This is a genomic window from Kitasatospora sp. NPDC057223 (genome assembly GCF_042669755.1).
Taxonomy (GTDB): domain Bacteria; phylum Actinomycetota; class Actinomycetes; order Streptomycetales; family Streptomycetaceae; genus Kitasatospora.
In genome coordinates, this window is the sequence record NZ_JBHUWW010000013.1 from 58,266 (window position 1) to 80,857 (window position 22,592).

Genomic DNA, 22,592 nt, shown 5'->3' on the forward strand with positions numbered 1-22,592 from the left:
GGTCAGCGGGCGGAGGCGACGGCGAGCAGGAACCACCCGGTGTGCGGGATCCACTGCTCGGCCCAGCGCCAGGACTCCCCCGGCGGTGCCTCGGCCGGCAGGAAGGCGATGTCCTGCTCGTCGCTCCAGCCGGAGGTGATGCCGTTGACGATGCCGCCGGGGATGTTGGGGAAGTCGGACGCGTAGTCGACGTTGTTGCGGCCCCGCCCCTGGATCATGCAGCTGTCGAAGGGGTTGCGGCCGGTGATCCAGGCGAGCTGGTCGTCCGCGAAGGCGTCCAGTCGCTCGCGGTCGGCGGCGCTCGGCCCGTCGGCCTCACCGAGTGCCGCGCAGGCGGAGGCGGCCGCGGCGAGTGAGGCGATGGTGGCGTTCTCCCCCTGCCACCAGTAGCCGGTCTCGTTGGCGTGCGGGAAGAAGAAGGAGTCCTGCGGATCGCCGTCCGCGGGTTGCGCCCGCTGGCGCGGGTAGCCGAAGGGGTTGGGTACCGCCCTGCTCCTGGCGAGGGTGTCCAGGAGGGCTTCGACGGCGAGCGCCCGGGCCGGGCCGGCTTCCTCGGCCTGCGGGAGCAGCCGGGCGAAGCGGAGCAGTGCCAGCATCGGCAGTCCGGCCTCAGCGGCGTGGAAGAACGGCCGGCCTTCGGCGTCGCCGGTGAACCAGCCCGGTGTGCCGTCGGCGGGGCGGACGTAGCGGGAGAGCAGCATCCGGGCCCGGTGCCCGGCTGCCTGGCGCGCTGCCCGGTTTCCCGGGTCGGCGGCGGCGAGTTCGGCGGCGGCGAGCAGGGCCGCGTAGTCGTCGATGACGGTCTCGGTGCCGTCGTCGAGGTATTCCAGGTTGTGGGCCTCCAGATGGTCGAAGCCCTGCCGGGCGGCCGCGAGGTACTCCGCGCGGGTGAACTCGCCGTCGTCGTCCAGGGTGGAGGCGCGGGCCAGTGCCGCGATCGCCAGGCCGCCGCCCTGTCGGTAGGCGGCCTGGTAGCGGTCGGTGCGCACGCACTCGGCCAGCGGGGCGGTGACCACGCGTTCGTCGAGGCGTTTGGTGAGCGCGTCGAAGATGCCGGTGTAGAAGTACCCCTCGGGTGCGCGAAACCTGACCAGGAAGTCCGCGCCCCAGAGCGCTTCGTCGCGCAGGCGGGCGGACAGGGAGCGGAGCAGCGCCGGGTGGCGTTCGGTGAGGGCGTCGCGGGCGGCCATCATCGCCCAGGCGCAGAGCGGGGTCTGCTGCGGGCTCATGGTGCGGGTGTAGGTGAGGTGGCTGAGGAACTTGCTGGTGTCGCCGCTGGCGTCGAGCCAGCCTCCGCGCGCGTCGACGGTACGTCCGGTGCGGTCGCCCCAGAGCGCGGCCGCGCGGTCCTTGCGGTCGATCTCCCCGCTGGAGCGCATCGCCTTGAAGTACGCGAGCACGTCGGACATGGTCTGCCGCTGGAGCCGGTCGGGACCGATCTCGAACGCATGCGAGCGGCTCTCCCGGCCGTCCGCTGCAAGGGCCCTGACGGTGTAGCGGCCCGGTGCGAGTCCGGACGGCAGGGCGATCCGGGCGAACGGCGGTGTGTGCCAGCCCGGCACCGCCTCGACGGGCCCGGCCGCGAGCTCGTGGAGCACGGTGCCGTCGTGGGCCAGCAGCTCGACCCGCTGCGGTGCGCGTCCGTCGGGCAGGACGGCCACGGCGGCGCCTGACCCGTCCGGGTTGCCACCGAGGTGGCCGGTCAGCAGGTGGATGTCATCCCTTGAGGGCACCGGCGAGCACCGCCCCTTCCATCTTGTCTGCGAAGAACGCGTAGAGGACGTACACCGGGATCAGGGTGATCACGATGCCTGCGGCGAGGACGCCGTACTGCGAGGCGTTGGCCTGGGAGAGGGTGGGCAGCGCCACCTGGGCGGTTCGGACGGCGGTGTCCGGGCCGGTGATGACCAGGGCGAAGAAGTACTCGTTCCAGAACGAGAGGAAGTTGAGGATGAGTACCACCGTGAGCGTGGGCAGCGAGAGGGGGAAGTAGACCGAGCGCAGCAGCCGCCAGCTGCCCGCGCCGTCCAGGACGGCGGATTCCTCCAGTTCCTTGGGGATGGTGCGCATGGCCTGGGCGAGCAGGATCACCGACAGCGGCATGGCGCTTGCGGGCAGGAAGAGGATCAGGAACTCGCGGGTGTGGAACAGGTTGAGCGAGATCGCCAGCAGCACGGTGGGCACCAGAGCGGCGAATCCGGGTATCAGGAAGCCCAGGGCGAAGATCCGTTCGATCGCGGTGGCGATCCGCCCCTCGGCGCGGGCCAGTGCGAAGGCCGCCGGCACGGCCAGCACTACGGTCAGCGCGCTGGCCGCGAGGGTGATGTAGGCCTGGTTGAGCAGTGCCGGTCCGAGCGTGGCCTGGTTCATGGCTTTGCCGAAGTTGCCCAGCTGCACTCCGGTGAACGGGGAGAAGGGGGCGGTCAGGATGCCGACGTTGCTCTTCAGCGAGGAGATGACCAGGTAGTAGAGCGGAACCAGGAGCAGCGCGGTGTAGAGCCAGACCCCGGTGTGGGCCAGGTACTTGAGCGGCCCGGTTCGGCCCAGCGGGCCTGCGGTGCGGGTTGCGGTGCGGATTGCGGTGCGGGTCATGGCGGGGCCCCCTTTCAGTAGTTCTGCCGGAACAGGCGCCGGATGCCGACCAGGCCGAGCACGCCCACCACGAACAGCAGGACGGCGATGGCCTGGCTGTAGCCGACCTTGGACTGGTTGAACGCGTAGTCGTAGACGAGGAAGGAGAGGTTGACGGTGGCGTTGCCCGGCCCGCCGCGGGTGAGCAGGAGGACCACCGCGGCGGAGGAGAACAGGGTCCACAGGTACTGCAGCATGGTCACCACCCCGACGAACTCGCGGCACACCGGCCAGGCGATGCTCCACATCCGGCGCCAGTGGCCGCAGCCGTCCAGTTCGGCGGCCTCGAACAGCTCGGTGGGGACCGAGTTCATCCGCGAGGCGAGCATGACGGCGGACACCGATATCGAGGACCACACGATGACTGCCATGATCGCGATCCCGGCGGTGGAGGGGTCGGCCAGCCAGGGTCGGGTCTGCGAACCGAGCCCGAAGGTCTGCAGAAAGCCGTTGACCAGGCCCTGGGGTGCGAAGACGCCGACGAACACCATGGCGAGGGCCGGTGCCGACAGCAGCACGGGGGTGAACAGGACGGCCTTGATGAAGCGGTGGCCGCGGGGCTGCAGTGCCAGGTAGTAGGCCATCATGAACGCGCCGGCGACAACCACCGGGACCGTGAGCACGAGCTGGACCAGGGTGTTGACCACGGCCTGGTGGAAGACCGGGTCGGAGATCAGCTTGCGGAAGTTGTCCGTGCCGACGAAGGTGCGCGTGGCGATCAGTCCGGGCCAGTCGGTCAGCGAGTAGTAGAACAGGCTGACCAGCGGGCCCGCGGTGAACAGCAGGAACCAGAGCAGCGCGGGCAGGGTGAAGCCGAGTGGGGCGACCGAGGCCAGGCGCCGCCGGGCGCCGGTCGGGTTCGCCGGCCGGCCGGCGGCAGGCGCGGGGGCCGGGATGGATGTGGGGGTCGGGGTGGGGGTTGTCGTGGACACCGGAGCTGCCTTTCCGCGCTACTTCGCCGACTGGTAGACCGCGTCGACGGTCGAACAGATCTTCTGCGCGTCGTTGCCCTTGGTGTAGGCGATCGAGGTGGCCCGGTACATGGGGTTGCCGACGTTGCCCGGGACGTAGAGGTCGGGCATCACCGCGAAGTCGACGTCGGCCGGCAGGTCGGCGATGGACTGCTTCAGCAGCGGCGAGGCGACTGCGCTGGTGTCCACCGCGGTCCCGACCGGAGGCACCACACCGCCGTCGGTGACCATGCTGCGCAGGACCTCGGGCTGGTACATGTACTGCACCAGCTTCTCGACGCTCGACAGCTTCTTCTTGCCGTTGGGGCTGATCCACCAGCCGGCGGAGGTGGAACCGGAGTAGGCGGTGGGCTTGGTGTAGGCGCCGCCCGGGGCCGTGGGCAGGCCGCCGAGGACTGTGCTGCCGGCCACCGACGCGTCGGCGGACAGGTAGGACCAGGAGCCGATCGGGGCTATCGCCGCGGTTCCGTTGAAGTACATCGCCGAGGCCTGATCAGCCGTCAGGCCCTCGGCGCTGTCGACGAACACGCCCGCATCGCGGAGCTCGGTGAACAGCTCGATGCCTCTCATGGCATTGGCGTTGCCACAGGTGCCGCCCTGCGCGAAGACCTTCTTGGCCTCGTCGGCGGGCATGAAGCTCTCCATGATCTGCAGGAAGATCTTCTGCCCGGACCAGTCGTTCCCGCCGACGGCGACCGGGCCGACGCCGTGGGCCCGCAGTTGCCCGGCTGCGGCGATCAACTGGTCCACCGTGGTCGGCAGGGCGATGCCGTACTTGTCGAAGACCGCCTTGTTGTACCACCAGGGCCAGGTGAAGCCGGCGTAGGGCAGTCCGCGCAGGTGCCCCTGTGCGTCCTTCCAGTCGGCCAGGGCATCGGCCGGGATCTTGTCGGCCAGTCCCCACTGGGACACGTAGTCCTCGGCCGGGACGACCGCGCCGCTCCTGACCCAGTCCAGCTGCTTCTCCAGCAGGCCGACCAGCAGCACGTCCGCCTCGTCACCGGCCAGGACCGATGTCTCGTAGACCTGGTTCAGGTCGTCGCCGTTCTCCAGCACCTTGACCTTGACGCCGGTCTTGGCGGTGAAGCCCTTCAGCGCGGCCTTCAGCGGCGCGCTCTCCTGGCCTCCAGTGGTCCAATTGGTCTGCAGCACGATCGTGTCCTCGCCCGCGCCGGACGACGTGCCGCCGCCCGAGCATCCGGCGGTCAGAGTCAGTGCGACGGTACCGACGACACCCAGTCCGAGCTTGCCAAAGCGATGCATCAGCGGTCCTCCTGCTTCCGGTCCCCGACGGCTTCGCGGCGGAGACGAACGGGGAAATGTCAGCGCTTCGGGTTCGGTCGGCCCTGGCGCGGTGTCCGCAAAGGTACGCAGTGGTATTCAGTTGGTCAACAGTCATCTTCACTGGTTTTCTCTGGTGTCCATCCAGGCAGCGGACCCCACCGGCGGAGCTGCACAACGCTGCGGGCCACAAGTGGTAGTCAGTGGTACAGTCCATCGGACCACGGGAGGACCACCCACATGAGCACGCCCACACCTGCGTCCCGCGCGCCCCAACGCAACAGCGGCCCCGCCCCCCTGTGGGCGCAGACCGCCGACCTGATCGTCGACGAGATCGAACGGCTGGGCCTGTCCGCCGGGGGCAAACTGCCGGCCGAGCGCGAACTGTGCGCGACCCTGGACATCTCCCGGGTGACTCTGCGCAAAGCACTGCTGCACCTGGTCGAACAGGGCGTGGTCACCTCCTCGCACGGCCGGGGCTGGTTCGTGGCCGCGGCGGCCCCGGCCCGGGAGTGGCCCAACAACCTCGAATCCTTCAGCGCCACCGCGCACCGCAAGCACATGCGGCCCAGTTCGATCGTGTTGCGCAACGAACTTCAGGCCGCGTCGCTCGACGAGGCCGAACGGCTTGGCGTCCCGGCCGGGACGCCGCTCCTACGGCTGGACCGGGTCCGCCTGCTCAACGATGTCCGCATCGCCGTGGACCGCACCGCCGTGCCGGAGGACCTCGCCGACGGGCTGGACGCGGCGGACTTCACCACCGCCTCGCTGTTCGAGGAACTGCGCCGACACGGCGTCGAACTGGACCGCTCGGTGGCGACCGTCGAGGCCCGCAGTGCCGACGAGACCCTGGCCGGACACCTGCAGATCGCCCCCGGAGCCCCGGTTCTGGTCCTCGACCAGACCATCTACACCCGCGACCAGCGCCCGGCCCTACTGACCGTGGTCGAGTACAGCGGCGAACGGTACCGCCTGCGCACCACCTTCCAGCCGCGCTGAGGCCGCCGTCGGGATCTCCGTCTTCCTCGACGCCAAGGCCTCCTACGCCACGGCGATCCAGGGCCAGAACCTCTTACCCGGCGGTCGGTGAGCGGCTGCCGCAGGCGCTCGGCTTCCAGGCCACGTACCAGCTCGGTGCCTCGGTGCCGTCCTGGCTGTGCGGCAGCCACCTCGGCCTCGGGCCAGTCACCGAGGTCGGCTTCAACGCCCTGCACAACCGGTTCGGCGTCGCGATGGCCAACTCCCAGGCGCTCACCGAGAACAACCGCCGGCAGGCACGAACTACCTGTTCGTGGCGTGGGAGACCCTGACCCACGCGAACAACCCGCCCCTCGGGCCGGCCGCCGCACCGGCGTCCGAACTCGTCACCGGCATCGGCGGCACATGCCTGGATGTGGCCGGCAGGGGCGGCAGTCGGTACCGGCGAGGGCGATCACGATGGCGTCGTGGCCGTGCTGGGTGACGGGGTACCAGCCGGTGCCGGTGCGGCCTTCGGGGCAGGTGACCTGGCGGGTGTTCCGGTCGACGCGGAACGCGGCCCTGTCGAAGCCCTCTGCGGCGCGGGCCTGGCGGGAATGGTCGGCCAGGAGCGGGGTGATCATGGTGATGCCCTGCCGGGCGGCGGCGGTGACGAGGTCGGCGGAGGGCTAGCCGGAGTCCAGGTAGTGCTCGCCGGGCTTGACCTGGTACTCGGTCAGGCGTTGCTGGATGCCGGCGGTGGCGGTCACGTCCGGCGCGGTCGAGACGGTGGTGGCCACGTCCGTGATCAGGTTCGGGGCCCGGCCGCAGCGGGACCGCCACCGCGAGTACCGTCCGTGCCGGTGTTGCAGGTCTCGGTGAGGTGGACCTTGCAGCCCAGCCAGAACAGCTCGCCTCCCTTGGCGGAACAGCGGACGTCGCGGTCGTCATGGGAGGCGAGCCGTAGTTGGCCGGGCGGGACGCCATCGCTGTCGGACTCCCGCTGCCTGACCACCTCCCGCCCCCGGGCGCCGCAGGTGACGTGGTAGGTCCGCACGAAGATCCGCCGCAGCAGCTCCACCGGCTCCGTCTCGCGCAGCCAGCTGGGTGCGCGCTCTCCCGCGCCGCGCTGATCACATGCGTGGAGTCCGTACGCTGTTTCCCGCCCGCGCTGACCAGCCCCTTCTCGCGGCAGGCGTCCGGCAGCCGGTCGAAGGCCAGGCGTTCCATGCCGTGCTCGACCAGCCTGGCCCGGAACCTCGCCAGGACCGTGCAGTCGAAACCGGTGTCGGTCAGCTCCCACCCGAGCGCGCCGTCATCGCCGGAATCTCCGGCGGCCCCTGTGGCCGCATCGACACTCCGCACCACCCTCCCGGGCCGCACCACCGCCAGGCAGCCCACAGAGTGATCATCCCGAACCCGCCCAACACCCCACAGCGAAATGAGCGACAGAGACGCGTGCAGATCAGCAGGTACCGAGGTCCTGCCAGACGCCCCACTGACCGGTGGTGCCGGGCTCCTCGCCCAGCGTCCACCACTTGGCGCTCCACTGGTGGCCCTTCCACGAGACGGTGTTGCCACCGGTGTAGACCTGTGTGCCGCCCCAGGAGGCGGTGGAGCACGCCGGGGCGGTGGCGGTCACGGTGAGCGTGTAGGTCGCGGAGGACGTGGCCGAGGTGCCGGTCAGCGTGCCCTTGACCGTCAGCGTGTAGGTGCCGGGGACGACCGTGGACACGGTCGACACCGACAGGGCGGCGCTGGAGCTCCCGTTGGCCGAGGACGGGCTGACCGAGGCGGTGACCCCCACAGGAACGCCGCTGACCGTCATCGCGATGGACGTGTTCGAGCCGTTGTTGATGATGGCCGTGCTCACGGTCGCGGTGGTCGACGAGCCGGCGGTCACCGTGCCCGAAGACGGGCTGACCTGCACCTGGATGGCGGGCACCTGGACGCTCGACGCGGACGGCGACGGGGAGGAGGAGGCGGTGGCGGCTTGGAGGAAGGCCATCGTCGGGTACTCGTCGCCCGACTGCGAAGCGAGCTTGGACAGGCTGTCGTCGGCCTGGGCCTCGACGTACGGGGCGAGGACCTGGGCGGGTAGCGGGGTGCCCGCCGCGTGGACGGTGCCGGTGAGCGCCACGGCGGCGAAGGCGGCAGCGGTGACGGATCCGGCGAGCAGGGCTCGGAGTGGTGCGCGAACGGGTCCGGCCATGGACCGCGCTCCCTTCGAAGGTGGGGGACTTCGGCGACCTGAAGCACTCCGGCCTGGACCAATACTGGCGGTCTGGACCACCCGACTGTCAAGAGTCCTCACCAAGCTCTTGGGCTCAGCGGTTCCGCCGCATGAGCCACAGCAGCTCCGGAGTTCCTGCGGGCCGCGGGCCGCGTTCCGCGTCGACCGGAACACCCGCCAGGTCACCTGCATCGAAGGCCGCGCCAGCACCGGCTGGTACCCGCCTTCTCCGCCACCGCGATCAACATCATCCGACTCGACGCCCACTGGACCAGCCGACAACCCGATCAACCCCGCAAGCCCCGGACAAGCCCCGGACAAGCCGACTGTCCCGCCTCGCCTACCAACTCACCGCACAGCCCCGGCCGAAATGCCCAACAGAGTCTCAGATGCGGCCGGTCTCGTGGGCCCACATGGCGACCTCGACGCGGTTTCGGGCGCCGAGCTTTCGCATGAGGCTGGCGAGGTGGGCTTTGACGGTGCTCGGGGTGATGTGGAGCTCGTCGGCGATCTCGTTGTTGGTGCGGCCTTGGGCTACGGGCACGAGGACTTCCTCCTCGCGGGCGGTGAGCGGTTCGACCGGCTGCCTCGGCGGTGGGGTCCGTGCGTGGGCGAACGCTTTGAGCAGTCGGACAGTCACGCTGGGTGCGATCAGTGCGTCTCCGGCGGCGGCGGCGTGGATGGCCTGGGTCAGCAGGGCGGGTCCGGCGTCCTTGAGCAGGAACCCGCGGGCGCCGGCTTTGAGCGCCCCGTGGACATACTCGTCGAGATCGAAGGTGGTGATGACCACGATCGGCAGGGGATCGGTGACGTCCGGGCCGGCGAGGCGTCGGGTGGCTTCGATGCCGTCCATCAGCGGCATTCGGATGTCGAACAGGCCGACGTCGGGGCGCAGCTGGAGCGCCAGGCGGACTGCCTCGCGCCCGTCGGCGGCCGCGCCGACCACTTCGATGTCGGGTTGGGCGTCGAGCAGCATCGTCAGCCCGGTGCGCACGATGGGCTGGTCGTCGGCGATGAGGACCCTGATGCTCATCGTGGCGTCCCGGTTCGGGGCAGGACCGCCTCCACCCGCCAGCCCCGCTCGGCGGCGGGGCCTGCGTGGAAGGTGCCGCCGAGCAGTGAGGCGCGTTCCCGCATGCCCACCAGGCCGTAGCCTGCCGGGGCGCGGCCGCCAGTGGCGGAGCCGTCGTCGTCGATGGTCAGCCGTACCTGGTCGGCGTCGCCTGTGACGGCGACGGTGACCTGGGTCGCGTGGCGGGCGTGCCGTCGTGCGTTGGTGATGGACTCCTGGGCCAGGCGGTAGATCGCGGCCCCGACCGCCGGGCTGAGGTCGTCGAACTCGCCGAACAGCGTCACCTCGACGCAGGGACGCGTCTGGCCATCGGTGGCGAGCTGCTCGACCTCGGCCAAGCCGGGCTGTGGCGCGAACCCGGTGTCCTGCGTGGCGCGGAGCACGCCGACGATGGCGCGCAGCTCGGTGAGGGTGCGGGTGGCTGCGTCCTCGATGGTGGCCAGGGTCGCGATGGCACGCTCGGGGTGGGAGGCCGCGATGGCACGTCCTGCTTGGGCCTGGATGGTGATGCCCGAGACGTGGTGGGCGACGGTGTCGTGGAGTTCACGAGCGAGCTGTTCGCGTTCGCGTGCCTTGGCTTGGTCGATGTCGCGGATGAGGATCTTCGTGTGATAGCGGATCGCGGCGCCGAGCGCGGCGGCGAACAGGAAGAACCCGTAGGTTGCGACGGAGTCCGTCAGGCTGGTGGTGTCGGCGACGTTGGTGATGGCGAGCCAGAACAGGATGAGGCCGAGGCCGCTTGCGGCTTCCCGGCCGGAGCCCCACCGGAACAGGGCGTAGGCCAGGATCAGCGCCGCGGAGATGCTGTTCAGCAGGGCGCCTTGCGACCCGGTGAGGATTCTGACGATGTCGACGATCGTCAACGCGCCGAAGGAGACCGCAACCGCGACGAGCGGGTGCGTGCGTCGCCACAGCAGGGGGCCGAGGACCGCGGGCACCGCGAGTAGCAGCAGCGGGCGTGGCGCCAGGTCCTGGCGGAGCACCACTTCCAGCAGGGACCAGCAGATCAGTACTGCGACCAGGGCCCAGTCCCGCGGCCTCCGGTCCGGGGCATTCGTGGGTCGAGGTTCGGCCCACAGTGAGCGGAGTGCGTTGGTGGCCATCTGATCAGCCTAGGCGGCCCATGTGCTCGGTGTATCCGCCGAAAGTACAAGAGCTCGGCTGTACCAACGGCCAGGTCGGATCAGGCTCCGCGGCTGATGTGCCCGCCGCCGGCATCCGTGAAGGTGGAAGCACCCACCCAATCAAGCCGGGGAGCATTGTGATGAGAGCGCCTCAATCCCGTACCGCACTGAAGAGTCCGCCGTCCCGGAGCGCCCTGGAAGACCTGCGCATGCCCGTGCGGGCCAAGCTCGCAGCAGCATGGACCAGCTTCATGTTCCTCTACATCTACGTCGACTACCTCGCCCTGTACAAGCCCGGCTTCGTCGACGACATCCGGGCCGGCATCGTCCACGAGTTCGACACCGGTCCAACCTTTGTCGCCATGGCGCTCACGCTCATGGCCATCCCGATCCTCATGATCCTGCTCTCCGTGACACTGCCCGCCCGTGTCAACCGCACTGTCAACCTCGTCGTAGCAACGCTCTACGTCCCCGTCTCGATGTTCAACGCGGTAGGGGAGTCATGGAGCTACTCCTACTTCTACGGCCTCTCCATCGGACTCGAGGTGCTGCTCCTGGCCTTCATCCTGCGCTCCGCCTGGACCTGGCCACGCCGCACCGCATCACCGGCGACCCCGGCACCCCCGGCAGCCAGCCTCGACAGCGCGCCACCCCGCAGGCCGCAGCAGCCGTGACTGCCCGCCCCGACGGGGCTGCGCAGTCAGGCTGCCGGCCGCGGACTGCGCCAGATCCTCCGCCGCGTACTGCTCCCCCGTCAGCAGGTATGCCGTCCGCAGCAGCCGTGGCCGGAGTTCCACGACGAACGCCTGGAACTCCTCGTCCCGATCGCTCTTCGGTTCTCCCATGAGTATCTCCTCACCCACAAGGAGCCCACACGCGGCCGAACCGCTTCCTCCTGGGAGGCGATCCGTGATCCGGTGCTGCTCGGCGGGTCCTCCCGTGCGGACCGGCACACAGTTTGCGGGGGCGGTGATCGGCTCTGCGGCGGTGCGTCCGGCTAGCGGCTCCGGCTCACGTCCGGTGGCAACGGAGGGGTTCTACGAGTCCCCGGCCGCGCGGACGCTCCGGTGAATGCTGGTCACCATCACCGTTCCCCCGGGCGGATTGAACCGTCGAGGCGCAGGCCGATCGCGTGGCGGGCCTCGGCGAGGGTGGTCGTCCAGTCGCCGGTGAAGCGTAGGGCGCGGTCGTCGATGTAGACGGCGGCGCCGAGCTTCTTGTTCGTCACCAGCAGGCGGTCGCCCTGCCAGTAGGCGCGGTCCGGGTCGTCGTCCACGATGGTCTCCAGTCCCGTGTGCCGGCTCAGCCAGCTCGCGACCTGGGGGTGGAAGCGGCGTGGGCGGGCGGTGACGATGAACACCGAGCGCACCTTCTTCAGTGCGTGCAGCGACTCGATCGCCCCCGGGATCGGCTGGCCGTAGATACGCCCGTCCTGCCAGCCGTCGTCGTGTGCGACCAGGGTCTGGTCGAAGTCGATGCCTACCGCATGGGAGGCGGGTGAGGCGGGGTCGAGTGGTACGACGGTCATGGCGGACGGTCTCCTTGCGTCAGCGGGCGCCGCTGTGGTGCGCGGCCAAGGGGCCGGTCGGTGACCGGCTCGCTGAGAGATGAGTCCGGGACGTCCGTTTGCTTACCTCACTTCCATGGCTTTTCGTGATCGATTGACTCCATGGGGTGACTTCAGCGGGCGGGGCAGACAGTGGCATGCGGTTGTCGTACCGGCCGGGCCGGTACGACAAAGGCGCAGGCGCACCACTGTCGGCAAAGGCGAGGCTCGCCAAAATGCGCTCTCGACCCGGCGCACCGGGCCAGTACCACGCCGTAGCCGACAGCCCGCCCTTGGCGGGCGCCGAGAGACGGCCCTGGCCGCCCGAGTGCGCGGACGACGCCTCGGGCGGCCAGGCTGCCTGCCGTCCCCTACCGGGACGGCAGGCCGATCGCTTCCTTGGCGAACGGCTCGGCGTCACCCTCGATCACTGTGTACTCGGCCGCCCCGAACGGCAGCTGGTGGTGTGCAGGGCGGCGCCGAGGGAGCTCTGGCGGTAGTGGACGTGGCGTCCGTGACGGGTGCGCTCCAGCAGGCCTGCGGCGGCGAGGACGGACAGGTGCTGGCTGACGGCCGGGGGTGAGACGTTCAGCCGGTGGGCGAGTTCGGTGGTGGAGGCGGGCTCCGCCAGCAGTGCCAGGAGCTGGGCGCGGGGGCGGCCGAGCAGGAGCTCCAGGGTGCGGGGCACGGGCGGCGCGGCGCTCTCGCCGAGGACGGCCAGGCCGCGGGTGGTGTAGACGATGTGGGGTGGGGCGTCAGGGCCGAGCATGGTCGAGACGCCGTCGACGAAGCAGCTGGGCGTGAGGAGCAGGCGTCGGCCGTCGATGGGGATGTCGGTGGCGTCGTCGGGCCAGGGGCCGCTTCGTTGGATACTGAGGACGCCGTCGCCCCAGGTCAGGCGTTCGCTGATGCCGGAGAACAGGTGTCCTGCCCCGTGTTCGGCCAACGTGCGGGCCCGGTGGGCGAGGTCGCTCTCCAGGGCCGAGCGGATCCGTGGCCACCGGGGCAGCAGGCAGGCGTTCCAGTAGGCCTCCAGCGCGTCGGCGATGTCGGCCAGCAGCGGGCCGGGTCCTGCAGTCCGGCGGCGAGCCGGGGCGGGAGCGGCTCGCCCAGCGGGAGGAAGGTCCGCTCCAGGTCGGGTGGAAGGAGGGCCGGGTCGATGGCGCGCAGGGCGGCGAACTCCGCCCGGATGCCGGGTGCGTGGGCTGGGGGGGCGTGGGGTGAGCAGGTCGGGCACCCAGTAGCGGGAACGCGCCACCAGCGAGGTCAGCAGCTCGCGATCGGGGAGCTGTTCGAAGGCCGGGCGCATGCCGGCGGCCAGGACGCGTACGTGGGGAAGGCGGGTGGCGTGCCCCGTCCACAGGCGCAGGCTCAGGACGGTCTCCTGCAGCGGCGAGTACGCGAAGGACGTCGCCGCGAGATCGGCGAGCTCCAGTCGGAAGCGGATCATTAAGCCCCAGTCTTAACTCGTTCCGTGGCGGGCGCGAGGCGGATTGGCTGACGGACATGACCACCGCACCGGCCTCCGGCCGCCCGGCCACCGCGAGCCCCGTCCGCCCGAACCCCGAACCACCCACGGGGCGGGCACGGCGTCCTGCTCCGGCCACCGACCGCACCGTACGGTCCCTGGCCGCCCTGCTCGCGGTCAACGCGACCGGCAACGGCCTGTTCCTGACCGTCAGCACACTCTGGTTCACCCACGGCCTGGGCTACTCCGCCTCCCGGGTCGGCCTCGCACTCACCCTCGCCGGACTCTGCGGCATCCTCACCGCCTACCCCGCCGGCCGCGCCGCCGACCGCCACGGAGCCAAACGCGTCCTGACCGCCCTGCACCTGCTGCAGGCCGCGGCGATGGCCGGCTTCGCCGCAGCCCACAGCTACACCGCCTTCCTCCTGCTGGCCTGCGCCGTGACCGCCGGCAGCCGGGCCAACGCCGCCGTACGCGCCACCCTCTACGCCCACACCCTGCCCACCGCCACCCGCACCCCGGCCCTGGGCCTGCTGCGCGCCGTCAACAACGCCGGCATCGGCGCCGGCGCAGCCCTGGGCACCGCCGTCATCGCCCTCGACCACCCCGCCGCCTACCAGGGCGCGGTCCTCGCCGACGCCGCCACCTTCCTCCTCGCCCTCATCCCCCTGCGCACCATCCCCACCGCACCCGCACCCACACCACCGCTGTCGCCGGTCGACGCTCCCCGCCGCACTGCGGGCGCCGGCAGCGCACTCCGCGACCGGTCCTACCTCGCCGTCACGGTGCTCAACGCGATCGTCAACATGCTCTACGTCGTCCTCGAAGTCGCACTTCCACTGTGGCTGGTCAACCACACCGACGCACCCCGCACCCTGGTGGGCCCGCTCCTGCTCCTCAACACCGTCCTGGTGATCGCACTCCAGGTCCGCGCCACCCGCCACACCACCGACCTGCCCGCCGCCGCCCGCTCCTTCCGCCTCGGTGGCCTGCTCACCGCACTCGCCTGCCTCACCGCCACCACCGCCACCGACCGGGCCCCCGCCACCGCGGCGGCCATCCTGCTCACCGCCGTCCTGCTCCTCAGCCTCGGCGAGGTCACCTCCCAAGCCGGCAGCTGGACTCTCGGCTACGCCCTGGCCCCCGACCACGCCCAGGGCGCCTACCAGGGCGTCTTCCAGACCGGCATCTCCATCACCCAAGCCCTCGGCCCGATCGCGGTCACCACCCTGGTCCTCCCGCACGCAACCGCCGGCTGGTGCGCCCTCGCCGCGACTTTCGCCACCGCAGCCGTCGCCCTGCCCCCCGTCACCCGCCACGCCGAACGACACCGAACAGCCCGCCCCACATGACCGACCCCACCGCCGGGTCCGCCCGCCCCCTCGCGCAGGACCTGACGCCGCTGCACAGGGCCACGCGGACGGCGTTCGGCCGCGCGGAGTGGCTGTCCCGAAGTTCCTCCATGCGCTCGGTCGGCACGGTCAGCGCGCCGTACTCGGTGATCGAGTCCGTTCGCGTCGGCATCTTCCAGGCGCTGCGGGCCAGGGTGACCGGCAGGCCCGACCAGGTGGCGAAGTCGTCCACCCCGACGGGCGCACGGGCGCGCACGTAGCGGCGGGCGAGCTCGGCGCCGGCCAAGGCCTGCGCGCGGGCCCGCAGCCCGCGGACGCTCGCGTGGTCAAGCACGGGCTGTCCATCAGTCTCGGTCAGGAGACCAGCCTCGGTCAGGAGACGGCCGTGTGGAGGATGCCGGCGAGCTCAGCGGGCGCCGACAGCATTGGCCAGTGCCCGGTGGACAGGTCGAAGCGCCGCCACGGCGCGTGGTCGAGGAAGGCCAGCATCGGCATCCCGGCATCCAGCAGGCCTGTGAAGTCGTGGCAGGCGATCAGGACACGGTCCACACCGGGTCCGGGCTCGACCGGACCGGCGAGGCGCTGGGTGTAGGTGCCGAACGGCTGAGGGGTGGCACGCGCACTCAGCACCTCTCGCGGGCCCTCATCCAGCCCGTCGAGGCTGCTGGACAGACCGAGCACCTCGAACGGCGGCATCGCCAGCCGCCAGCCGTCAGGACAGGCCGCGACCTGCCGGCCCAGCTGGTCCGCTACCTCCGGTGGCATGAGGTCGAGCATGCGCATGCCCTCGGCGAACGGGGCGCTGTCCACGTAGACCACGCGCTCCAGCCGGTCGCCTAGTCGCCCGGCCGCCCCGGTGACGGGGGCGGCCGCGTAGCTGTGCGCCACCAGGGTGACGCCGCGCAGATCGTTCTTCTCGACGAAGTCGGTGATGTCCGCGATGTGCGCGTCCAGATCCGTCTGGGGCCCGCCCTCCCCGGCGCGCTCGGCCAGGCCGGTCAGCGTCAGCGGAAGCACGGTGTGACCGTGCTCCCGCAGCGCGTCGGCGGTGTCTTCCCAGGCCCACGCGCCGAGCCAGGCGCCGGGAACGAGTACGAAGGTGGCCATCTGATCTCCCTGAATTGAGGTGCTGCGGGGAGCGTAGAGTCAATACAGGACAGAATCAGCCCTGAAATGTCGAGGATCCATGTCGCATCCCCTGACCCGCGTGCTGACACTGCTGGAACTGCTCCAGTCGAACGCCGGGCTCACCGGGCCGGAGCTCGCCGACCGGCTGGACACCGACGTCCGCACGGTCCGCCGGTACGTCGCCCACCTGCGCGACCTGGGCATCCCGGTGGAGGCCGAGCGCGGCCGCTACGGCGGCTACCGGCTGGCCCGCGGCTACCGGATGCCGCCCCTGGTACTCACCAATGACGAGGCCCTCGCCGTCGTCCTCGGACTCCTCGCGGCCGAACGGCTCGGGATGGGTACGACCGTGCTGGCCGGCGCGGGCGCCCGAGCCAAGATCGAGAGGGTGCTTCCGCAGGCCCTGCGGGAGCCGCTCGCCGCCATGCGGGAGACTCTGTCCTTCACCGCCAACGCTGTGAGCGCGCAGGCACCCGGGAGCGGTGTCCTGCTGGCTCTGGCACAGGCCTCACGTGCCAGGACGACCGTTGGCATTGCCTACCTGTCCTGGCGGCAGGCCCAGACCGAGCGCGACATCGACCCTTATGGCGTGGTCTTCCACACCGGCCGCTGGTATCTCGTCGGCCACGACCACCTCCGCGACGACCTGCGGACCTTCCGCATCGACCGCATCGCCTCCGTCACCCCCCGCCCGCAGACCTTCGCCACCCCTGATGGCTTCGACCCGGTCGCCCACCTCACTACGACCCTCGCCCAGGGGCCTTACCGCTGGCAGGTCGAGGTGACGATCCACGGCCCTCTCGACGAGATCGCCCGAAGGCTCCCGCGCACGGCTGTCACACTCACCGCCCAACCCATCGGCGTGCTGATGCAGGCACGGGCGGAACGCCTTGATGGCATGGCACACCTGCTCGCCTCGCTCGAGTGGCCCTTCACCATCCACAGCCCCGACGAACTCCGCCAAGCCCTCAAGGACCTGGCGGGTCAACTTGCTGCCGCCGCCGAACGACAGCCGGAAGCCCTGTCGCGGTAAATACCGGATTTACCGCGACGGGGCCTCCGCTCTCGGACTGGCGGCCCTGTGATCGGCCATGGAGAACATCCGTACAGCGGTCAACGCCAAGCCGTTGATCTTGCCCGCTGCCCAGGTCGGCGGCACGATCGGGGGGCTCGGAGGCCGGCCGCGAGAGGGCGAAGTTCCGTGGTGCCCGGCTCGTGGGGCAGGTCATGACCGCATGCCGACGCCCTGCCCGTGAGCTTCCCCGCGACCCAACGTCGCTGACCTTGAGATACGAGCACTCCCACCTTCCCGGCACACCCAGCTCCGGCGCCCGAGCCGCCCGCCGCCCCACCCCGCCTACGCCCGCGCCCCCACCTCCTCTCCCGCAGGCTCCGCCACGCGCTCCGCCGCCGGCTCGCGCAGCAGCAGCGCAACCACAGCCCCGCCGACCACGCCCAGCACACCGGCCACGAGGAAGGTCGTGCCCAGCGCGCCGCCGACGGCCGAGTGGATCGCCGCGTCGAGGGTCGCCCGTGAGCCGGCCGGGGCGGCCGCCAGGACCGCGGCGGACCCACCGCTGGTCACGGCGTGCGCGATCTCCGCGCCGCCCGGCAGGAGGGCGTCGACCCGGGCGCTGAAGATGCTGCCCAGCATGCCGATTCCCGCCGCGAACCCGAGCTGACGTCCCGTGTTCACCGCGCCGGCTGCCATCCCGCCGCGCTCGCGCGGGACCGCGGCCATCGCCGCGGCGACGACCGTCGGGATCGCGATGCCGGACCCGACCCCGATCACGGCCAGCCCGGGCAGGACCTCGGCCCATCCGGAACTGCCGTCGAGGCCGAGCATGAGCAGATCGCCGACGCCGATGATCACCAATCCGCCGCCGACCGTCCAGCGGGGCGACGCGCCGTGCAGCACGCGACCCAGGCCGCCGGCCACGAAGAAGGCGATCCCGCTCAGCGGCAGCGTCACCAGACCGGCCGAGATCGCGCCGAGGTCGAGCACGGTCTGCAGCCAGATCGACACGTAGATCAGGCCGGCGAAGGCGGAGATCGAGAGCAGCGCCGCGGCGATCAGCACGAGCACGAACGAGCGGCGGCGCAGCATGGCCAGGTCGAGCATCGGCTCGGCCACGCGCCGCTCGATGGCGACGAACGCGCCCAGCGCGGCGACGCAGACGGCCAGCGCCCCGAGCGTCTGCCCGGAGCCCCAGCCCTCCTCGGCGACCCGCACCAGAGCGAAGGTCAGCGCGGCCGCGGCCAGGGTGAAGGCGCCGCCGCCGGCCCAGTCGATCCGCGGGCGCTGCGGCAGGCGCGACTCGCTGAGCGTGCGCCGGGCCATGACGATCGTCGCCAGACCGATCGGGATGTTGACGAAGAAGATCCAGCGCCAGGAGAGGCCCTGGGTGAGCAGGCCGCCCATGATCGGGCCGGCGGCGACCGCGGCACCCGAGGTCGCGCCCCAGATGCCGAAGGCGGTGCCGAGATCACGGCCGTGGTAGGCCGTGTTGAGCAGGGCGATGGTCGTCGCGAGCATCGCCGCGGCGCCCGCGCCCTGCACGAACCGCGCGGCGACCAGCAGCCCGACGGACGGCGCGATGCCGCAGACCAGCGACGCGGCGACGAACACCGCGAGGCCGACGAGGTAGGTGCGGCGACGACCGACGGCGTCGGCGATCGAACCGACCAGGAGCAGGAGCGCGGCGAGGGCGAGCGCGTAGGCGTCGACCACCCACTGCAGGCCGGTGAATGAGGCGTCCAGCGCGGTCGCCATGTCGGGCAGCGCGACGTTCACGATCGAGACGTCCAGGAGCAGCATGAACGTGCCCAGGCAGATCGCCAGCAGCGGCGCCCAGCGTCCGTGCCCGGGCGCGACAGCGGTGGGAGAAGCGGAAGAAGTCATGCGCCGATGGTCTTGCGCACCCCCGGTCGCGACCCAGCGAATCGGCGTTTCGTGTAGAATCCCGCCATAATCATGCTTGTAGAGAGGGAAACCATCACCACCGACGCGCTGGACCGCCGGATCATGAGCGCCCTCCAGTTCGACGGGCGCGCCTCGTTCCGGCGCATCGCCCAGGCGCTCGGCTCCTCGGAGCAGACGGTCGCCCGCCGCTACCGGCGCCTGCGCGAGGCCGGCATCCTGCGCGTCGTCGTCCTCCCCGACCCGCGCGCGTCGCGCGAGAGCCTGTTCGTCCGCATCCGCACGGCCCCGGGCGCCGCGGAGCCTATCGGCAGCGCGCTCGCCCGCCGGCCCGACGTCTCGTGGGTCACGCTCGCCGCGGCCGGGACCGAGGTGATGTGCGCGCTGCGGGCCGACGACCCGCGCGACCGCGACGAGCTCGTCCTGAAGAACCTCCCGCGCCTGAGCCAGGTCACCGACGTCTCGACAGCCTCGCTGCTGCACGTCTTCGCCGAGACCGGCCTGCAGGAGTGGCAGGGCTTCGACGCGCGCCTGGACGCCCAGGAGATCGCCGCGCTCGGCGCCCGCTCGCGCCGCCACGTCCCCGTGCGCCGAACCGCCGACGAACCCGGCCTCACCCCCGACGACGACGCGCTCCTCGCCCCGCTCGCCGCCGACGGCCGCATCTCCTACGCGGCGCTGGCCGCCGCCACCGGGCGCAACGAGAGCGCGGTCGCCCGGCGGGTCGAGGCGCTCCTGGAGCGCGGGATGCTCTTCGTCGACGTCGAGGTCGCCTACGCCCTGATCGGGTTCCGCGCGGCCGCGACCCTCTGGCTCACCGTCGCCCCGGCCGACATCCACCGGGTCGGCACCGAGATCGCCCTGCACCCGGAGGTCGGCTTCGTCGGCGCCGTGTCCGGCCCGGCCAGCCTCGTCGTCGCGGTCACCTGCCGCGACACCGCCGACCTGTACCGCTACATCACCGAGCGCCTGGCCCCGATCACCGCTATCCGCCAGCACGAGGTAACGGTCACCGTGCGCCACCTCAAGCAGGCGGGCACCGTAATGAACGGCGACCGCCTGCCGCGCCTCTCGCCGTCGGTCGCGCATCCGGCCGGAGGGTGACGGCCCTGCCGGTCGTGTGGCCTTGCGTGACTCAGCCGCTTGCGGCGTCCCACGTGCCGCGGGCGGCGTCCGCGGGCGGCTCCAGGGCCTGGATGCGGCCGGCCTGTTCGCCGAACTGTGCAAACTCGCGCAGGACCGGTGAGAACTGCTGGTCAGCGCGCTACAGTGCCCCCGGCTCTGGCCGCCGGCCTTTGGCCGTCGCCATCGGCCTCCGGTATCACCTGGGCGTCGAGACCGAGCACGTCGCGCGCTGCCCGGCGTGCGGGAATCGCTTCGCCCTCGGGCACCGCCACCGCCGGGACGCGGTGTACTGCGGGCCTCCGTACCGCCAGACCGCCTACGGCGTGTGCTGCCTGTGAGGTCGTGCGGGCGGAAGATCCTTCGGCGGAGCGGCACCGGCGTGGACCGCGGCCAGTTCCCGGAATCCTGCACCGGGGGCTGCTGCGAGTCGACGCCGATCTCGTAGCGGCGGCGGGGGCGGATTCCGGGCACGGTGCGCTCACACGGGCTGCCCGATGGTGAATCGGCGCGTTCCCGTGTCGTCAGGCTGGTCCGATCGGATGACCGTCGGCGGCGACCCTGCGCGCCGGGGCGCGGCCGACCCGGGACGGACCGGCCGACGGGCTAGGTTCGGCGCTGTGACCGGCAACGACGTGGTCCTCGCACTGGTGGTCGCCACCGCCTTGGGCTTCGACTTCACGAACGGCTTCCACGACACCGGCAACGCGATGGCGACCTCGATCGTCACCGGAGCCCTTCCCCCGCGCATCGCCGTCGCCCTCTCGGCGGTGCTGAACCTGGTCGGCGCGTTCCTGTCGACCGCTGTCGCGGCGACCATCGCCAGCGGCCTGGTCGACAGTCAGGCGGTGACCCTGACCGTGGTGTGCGCCGGCCTGACCGGCAGCATCCTGTGGAATCTCACCACCTGGTTCTTCGGCATCCCGTCCAGTTCCTCGCACGCGCTGATCGGCGGCGTGGTCGGGGCGACCCTGGCGGCAGCCGGCGCCTCGGCCGTCAAATGGCAGGGCCTGGTCTCCAAGGTGATCGTGCCCGCCGCCCTGTCGCCGTTCATCGCCGGCTCCGTCGCAGTGGTCGGCACCCTCCTGGTCTACCGCATCACCCGCAGTGTGTCCGAACGCCCGCGCGAGCACGGTTTCCGGATCGGCCAGATCGGGTCGGCCTCCATGGTCTCGCTCGCCCACGGCACCAACGACGCGCAGAAGACCATGGGCGTCATCACGCTGGCCCTGATCGCCAACGGCACCCTGCAGGCCGGGGCGAGCGCCCCGACCTGGGTGATCGCCTCCTGCGCGCTGGCGATCGCCCTGGGCACCTACATCGGCGGTTGGCGGGTGATCCGGACGCTGGGCAAGGGGCTGGTGGAGATCGAGTCGCCGCAGGGGATGGCCGGCGAGTCCGCCTCGGCCGCCGTGATCCTCGCCTCCACCGACTTCGGCTACTCGCTGTCCACCACCCACGTGGCCACCGGGTCGATCCTGGGCTCCGGGGTCGGCAAGAAGGGCGCCGTCGTGCGCTGGCACGTCGCCCGCCGGATGGCGGCCGCCTGGCTGCTCACCCTGCCGGCCTCCGCAGCGGTCGGCGCGGTGGCTTACTGGGCCGCGAACGGGATCGGCGGCACCGCCGGCGTCGTAGTGATCTTCCTCGTACTGGTCCTGACGTCGATCGCTTTCCTCGTCGCCTCCCGCCACTCGGCCGTGACGCCGGAGAACGTCAACGCCGCGTGGACCGGTTCGGTCGTCCCGGTGCCCGCCACAGGCGAGGAGCACCCGTGAACTCCTGGATCAACCTCGACGCACTGTGGAGGATCGTCGTGGTGGGACTGCTCACCGGGAGCGGCCTGCCCGCACTGTTCGCCCTCGGCCTGCGCCTGCTCAACCCGCCCGTCCCGGCGGGCGAGCCGGCCGCCGACCACCCCAGGGCCGGGCCGGTCGGCTACACCCTGGCCGGACTGTGCTTCGCGGTGGTGCTCGCGGCGGTCGGCTGGGGCATCTCCGTCATCGTCAACCACAGCTGACCAACCAGGCGCAGACCCGTCAGCCCGACAACGCGACCAGTTCGCGCCCCACCCGGGTGAACCTCCAAGGGCACCGGTTCGGGAACGCCGGGAATCGGCCGCACAGGCGACCGAGGTACCCCTCGGACATGACGGACCCGGAGTGGTCGGTCGTTCGTGAGGCGATGCCGGTGCCGAGATGGCTGGAGGGCCGCGGCGGGCAGCCGGAGGGCTACTGCCACCGGCAGACGGTCGATGCGATGCGCTATCCGGTCGCGGGTGGCATCACCTGGCGCAATGCCCGGGGGCTTCCCCGCACGGGACCGGGTCCACGCCGGGCACCGCCCCGGCCACCCGCGCAGGCCGTTCAACGGCCACCCCGGCCTGCGGCACCTCCTCGCCCACAGGAGGTTTCGCCAGGACTTCGGCCACTGTCTGACGGTCGATCACGAACCGCTCCCACGTGGCCTCAGCCTCCTGCAACTCGGCCTGCAGAACCTCCACCCGCTGCCGAGCAGCACGCTCGCGCTCCTCAAGCAGCCCCATCACCGACGGCATCCGGCACCTCCACCGAAGAGACGACACGACACCCCGTCTCTGCCACCGAAACACCGGCACTATGCCTGACCAGCGGAAACCCACCCGCCACCATCGGAAGGACAACGGCTTCCCAGCGCGTCCTGCCCGACAGGCTCTGACCTGTCTCGCGCACCGGCCCGTGGGAGCAGCACGTCCTCGAGGTCGGGGGGCCGCCAGGCAGACTGTGCAACCCTGCTGTCGCAAACTCTTCT

22 protein-coding genes and 1 pseudogene are annotated in these 22,592 nt (G+C 71.3%); 8 read left to right on the plus strand and 15 right to left on the minus strand.

Annotated elements, in window-relative coordinates:
* Window positions 1-2 precede the first annotated feature (2 nt).
* Genes ACFUK0_RS07955 through ACFUK0_RS07970 form a run of 4 tightly spaced genes read right to left on the minus strand, consistent with a single transcriptional unit; the run spans window position 3 to window position 4,865 of the window.
* Window positions 3-1,733, minus strand: a complete 1,731-nt coding sequence (locus ACFUK0_RS07955) for a glycoside hydrolase family 9 protein (protein ID WP_380247352.1) — start codon at window positions 1,731-1,733, stop codon at window positions 3-5.
* Complete coding sequence (locus ACFUK0_RS07960) at window positions 1,717-2,592, minus strand: carbohydrate ABC transporter permease (protein WP_380247354.1); 876 nt, start codon at window positions 2,590-2,592, stop codon at window positions 1,717-1,719. Before ACFUK0_RS07960 ends, ACFUK0_RS07955 begins: the two co-directional genes overlap by 17 nt.
* Window positions 2,593-2,606: 14 nt before the next feature.
* Window positions 2,607-3,563, minus strand: coding sequence for a carbohydrate ABC transporter permease (locus ACFUK0_RS07965; RefSeq protein ID WP_380247356.1), 957 nt, complete (start codon window positions 3,561-3,563; stop codon window positions 2,607-2,609).
* Window positions 3,564-3,581: 18 nt separating this feature from the next.
* Entirely contained in the window at window positions 3,582-4,865 is a 1,284-nt protein-coding gene (locus ACFUK0_RS07970) for an ABC transporter substrate-binding protein (RefSeq protein WP_380247358.1), read from the minus strand.
* A gap of 258 nt (window positions 4,866-5,123) precedes the next feature.
* Here ACFUK0_RS07970 and ACFUK0_RS07975 point away from each other — a divergent pair, with 258 nt between their 5' ends.
* Both ACFUK0_RS07975 and ACFUK0_RS07980 read left to right on the plus strand, forming a co-directional pair.
* Window positions 5,124-5,882 (plus strand): GntR family transcriptional regulator, encoded by a 759-nt coding sequence (locus tag ACFUK0_RS07975; protein WP_380247360.1) that lies wholly within the window; start codon window positions 5,124-5,126, stop codon window positions 5,880-5,882.
* Between the two features lie 55 nt (window positions 5,883-5,937).
* A pseudogene (locus ACFUK0_RS07980) lies at window positions 5,938-6,210 on the plus strand (hypothetical protein); the annotation flags it as partial.
* A gap of 37 nt (window positions 6,211-6,247) precedes the next feature.
* Here the strand turns inward: ACFUK0_RS07980 and ACFUK0_RS07985 are convergent.
* The 5 genes from ACFUK0_RS07985 to ACFUK0_RS08005 all read right to left on the minus strand — a co-directional run bounded on the left by ACFUK0_RS07985 (window position 6,248) and on the right by ACFUK0_RS08005 (window position 10,248).
* Window positions 6,248-6,484: a hypothetical protein gene (locus ACFUK0_RS07985; protein ID WP_380247362.1), complete on the minus strand. Its 237-nt coding sequence runs from the start codon at window positions 6,482-6,484 to the stop codon at window positions 6,248-6,250.
* Window positions 6,485-6,648: 164 nt separating this feature from the next.
* The gene (locus ACFUK0_RS07990) at window positions 6,649-6,921 is read right to left on the minus strand and encodes a hypothetical protein (protein ID WP_380247363.1); all 273 of its coding nucleotides are present in this window, start codon (window positions 6,919-6,921) and stop codon (window positions 6,649-6,651) included.
* 384 nt (window positions 6,922-7,305) lie between these two features.
* Window positions 7,306-8,052 carry a hypothetical protein gene (locus ACFUK0_RS07995; RefSeq protein ID WP_380247365.1) on the minus strand — a complete coding sequence of 249 codons (747 nt, stop codon included), beginning with the start codon at window positions 8,050-8,052 and terminating at the stop codon, window positions 7,306-7,308.
* Between the two features lie 406 nt (window positions 8,053-8,458).
* Entirely contained in the window at window positions 8,459-9,106 is a 648-nt protein-coding gene (locus ACFUK0_RS08000; RefSeq protein ID WP_380247367.1) for a response regulator, read from the minus strand.
* A complete protein-coding gene (locus ACFUK0_RS08005) occupies window positions 9,103-10,248 on the minus strand; it encodes a sensor histidine kinase (RefSeq protein WP_380247369.1) in 1,146 nt (381 codons plus the stop codon). Before ACFUK0_RS08005 ends, ACFUK0_RS08000 begins: the two co-directional genes overlap by 4 nt.
* A 161-nt stretch (window positions 10,249-10,409) precedes the next feature.
* Here ACFUK0_RS08005 and ACFUK0_RS08010 point away from each other — a divergent pair, with 161 nt between their 5' ends.
* Window positions 10,410-10,943 carry a DUF6326 family protein gene (locus tag ACFUK0_RS08010; protein ID WP_380247371.1) on the plus strand — a complete coding sequence of 178 codons (534 nt, stop codon included), beginning with the start codon at window positions 10,410-10,412 and terminating at the stop codon, window positions 10,941-10,943.
* Between the two features lie 410 nt (window positions 10,944-11,353).
* On the opposite strand, the gene ACFUK0_RS08015 is transcribed toward ACFUK0_RS08010, so the two are convergent.
* Window positions 11,354-11,797 (minus strand): hypothetical protein, encoded by a 444-nt coding sequence (locus ACFUK0_RS08015; RefSeq protein ID WP_380247372.1) that lies wholly within the window; start codon window positions 11,795-11,797, stop codon window positions 11,354-11,356.
* Between the two features lie 445 nt (window positions 11,798-12,242).
* Entirely contained in the window at window positions 12,243-13,265 is a 1,023-nt protein-coding gene (locus ACFUK0_RS08020; RefSeq protein WP_380247374.1) for an ArsR/SmtB family transcription factor, read from the minus strand.
* Window positions 13,266-13,321: 56 nt separating this feature from the next.
* Between ACFUK0_RS08020 and ACFUK0_RS08025 the strand changes: the two genes are divergently transcribed.
* Window positions 13,322-14,635, plus strand: a complete 1,314-nt coding sequence (locus tag ACFUK0_RS08025; RefSeq protein ID WP_380247376.1) for an MFS transporter — start codon at window positions 13,322-13,324, stop codon at window positions 14,633-14,635.
* Here the strand turns inward: ACFUK0_RS08025 and ACFUK0_RS08030 are convergent.
* The gene (locus ACFUK0_RS08030) at window positions 14,592-14,969 is read right to left on the minus strand and encodes a DNA glycosylase AlkZ-like family protein (protein ID WP_380247378.1); all 378 of its coding nucleotides are present in this window, start codon (window positions 14,967-14,969) and stop codon (window positions 14,592-14,594) included. The two genes, ACFUK0_RS08025 and ACFUK0_RS08030, sit on opposite strands and share 44 nt — an antisense overlap.
* A 38-nt stretch (window positions 14,970-15,007) precedes the next feature.
* Window positions 15,008-15,742: an alpha/beta fold hydrolase gene (locus ACFUK0_RS08035; protein ID WP_380247380.1), complete on the minus strand. Its 735-nt coding sequence runs from the start codon at window positions 15,740-15,742 to the stop codon at window positions 15,008-15,010.
* 79 nt (window positions 15,743-15,821) lie between these two features.
* Between ACFUK0_RS08035 and ACFUK0_RS08040 the strand changes: the two genes are divergently transcribed.
* Entirely contained in the window at window positions 15,822-16,796 is a 975-nt protein-coding gene (locus ACFUK0_RS08040) for a helix-turn-helix transcriptional regulator (protein WP_380247382.1), read from the plus strand.
* Between the two features lie 324 nt (window positions 16,797-17,120).
* Here the strand turns inward: ACFUK0_RS08040 and ACFUK0_RS08045 are convergent, their stop codons facing one another.
* On the minus strand, window positions 17,121-18,665 hold the full coding sequence (locus tag ACFUK0_RS08045; protein ID WP_380247384.1) for an MFS transporter: 1,545 nt from the start codon (window positions 18,663-18,665) through the stop codon (window positions 17,121-17,123).
* A gap of 72 nt (window positions 18,666-18,737) precedes the next feature.
* On the opposite strand from ACFUK0_RS08045, the gene ACFUK0_RS08050 reads away from it, so the two are divergent.
* From ACFUK0_RS08050 to ACFUK0_RS08060, 3 genes are all read left to right on the plus strand, one after another.
* Window positions 18,738-19,787 carry an Lrp/AsnC family transcriptional regulator gene (locus ACFUK0_RS08050; RefSeq protein ID WP_380247386.1) on the plus strand — a complete coding sequence of 350 codons (1,050 nt, stop codon included), beginning with the start codon at window positions 18,738-18,740 and terminating at the stop codon, window positions 19,785-19,787.
* A gap of 638 nt (window positions 19,788-20,425) precedes the next feature.
* Complete coding sequence (locus ACFUK0_RS08055; RefSeq protein WP_380247388.1) at window positions 20,426-21,580, plus strand: anion permease; 1,155 nt, start codon at window positions 20,426-20,428, stop codon at window positions 21,578-21,580.
* Window positions 21,577-21,822, plus strand: a complete 246-nt coding sequence (locus tag ACFUK0_RS08060; protein ID WP_380247390.1) for a hypothetical protein — start codon at window positions 21,577-21,579, stop codon at window positions 21,820-21,822. Before ACFUK0_RS08055 ends, ACFUK0_RS08060 begins: the two co-directional genes overlap by 4 nt.
* Before the next feature lie 264 nt (window positions 21,823-22,086).
* On the opposite strand, the gene ACFUK0_RS08065 is transcribed toward ACFUK0_RS08060, so the two are convergent.
* Window positions 22,087-22,359 (minus strand): hypothetical protein, encoded by a 273-nt coding sequence (locus ACFUK0_RS08065; protein WP_380247392.1) that lies wholly within the window; start codon window positions 22,357-22,359, stop codon window positions 22,087-22,089.
* Window positions 22,360-22,592 lie beyond the last annotated feature (233 nt).